The sequence below is a fragment of the Deltaproteobacteria bacterium genome, assembly GCA_009930495.1.
In the GTDB taxonomy this organism is placed as follows: Bacteria; Desulfobacterota; Desulfovibrionia; order Desulfovibrionales; family Desulfomicrobiaceae; genus Desulfomicrobium.
This window is the reverse complement of sequence record RZYB01000451.1, coordinates 1-1,139: the sequence shown is the minus strand read 5'-3', so window position 1 is coordinate 1,139 and position 1,139 is coordinate 1. Positions and strand designations below refer to the sequence as shown.

Below are 1,139 nucleotides of genomic sequence, written 5' to 3'. Positions count from 1 at the left end.
AAAAGGGGTCAGTCCTATGATTTAATGTTTTAGGGTTGACGGGGGCGGGGCGGATGGGTTTGGATCGGATATATGCCAAGAAAACCACGAGTCGAATATGCGGGGGCGGTATATCACGTCATGAGCCGGGGGAATCACCAGCAAAAGGTGTTCCGCACGGATGCGGATAATGCCCTTTTTCTGGAAACGCTGGCCGAGGCGTGCGGACGGACCGGCTGGAAGGTCCATGCGTACGCGCTGATGGGAAACCACTACCACTTGCTCCTGGAAACGCCCGAAGCCAACCTCGTGGCAGGAATGCAATGGCTGCAGAGCACCTACACCAAGCGTTTCAATGCGGACCATCGCGAATGGGGGCATTTGTTCCAGGGCCGGTACAAGGCGATTCCGGTGGAGCCGGGCGGCGGTTATTTCTTGGCAGTGGCCACCTATATCCACCTCAACCCGGCCCGGATGAAGGGCTATGATTTCAAGTCGTCGAAACTTGAGGATTATCCGTGGAGCAGCTACCCGGCCTATGTCGAGAAGAAGCTGCGACCAACGTGGCTTGGCACTGAGCGCGTACTTGGAGCTCTCAACTTGGCGGATACTCCTGCAGGGCGGCGAAAGTTCGGGGAGTATATGGGCGGCCGGGTGGAAGAGATCCGGCACAGCGGCAAACCCTGGCTGGCCGACGAGAATTGGCAGAGGATCCGGCGCGGATGGGTTTTGGGAGGCGACGGCTTCCGGCGGGAGATGCTCGACCGGTTAGACGGCGCGATGAACAAAGGCCGGCGAGACTCCTACAGTGGAGAGGAGGTTCAAACCCACGACGAACGCCGCGCGGAAGATTTGATTGTTGCCGGAATGGACGAGTTGGGACTACAAGAGAGCAATCTTGCTTCCATGATGATGAACAGCCCAGAAAAATATGCCTTGGCTTGGCTGGCGCGGCGGCATACGGCGGTCCGCAATGGGTGGATCAAGAAGCGGCTCCGTATGGGCAAGGCCACCAATTTTGCAGAATTTTTGGCCCGACTCGAGACAGCCAAACCCGGCGAGTGGGGATTTGCCCCCTTCTCCAAAGTCAAAAACATTAAATCATAGGACTGACCCCTTATGTTGGCCAAGGTCTATTCGGGCGCAGTGTTCGGGGTGGA

The 1,139-nt window shown here is 57.4% G+C and carries 1 protein-coding gene; it reads left to right on the top strand.

Annotated elements, in window-relative coordinates:
* The first annotated feature begins 72 nt into the window (after nucleotides 1–72).
* Complete coding sequence (locus EOL86_15400) at nucleotides 73–1,086, top strand: transposase (GenBank protein NCD26955.1); 1,014 nt, start codon at nucleotides 73–75, stop codon at nucleotides 1,084–1,086.
* Nucleotides 1,087–1,139: the final 53 nt, after the last annotated feature.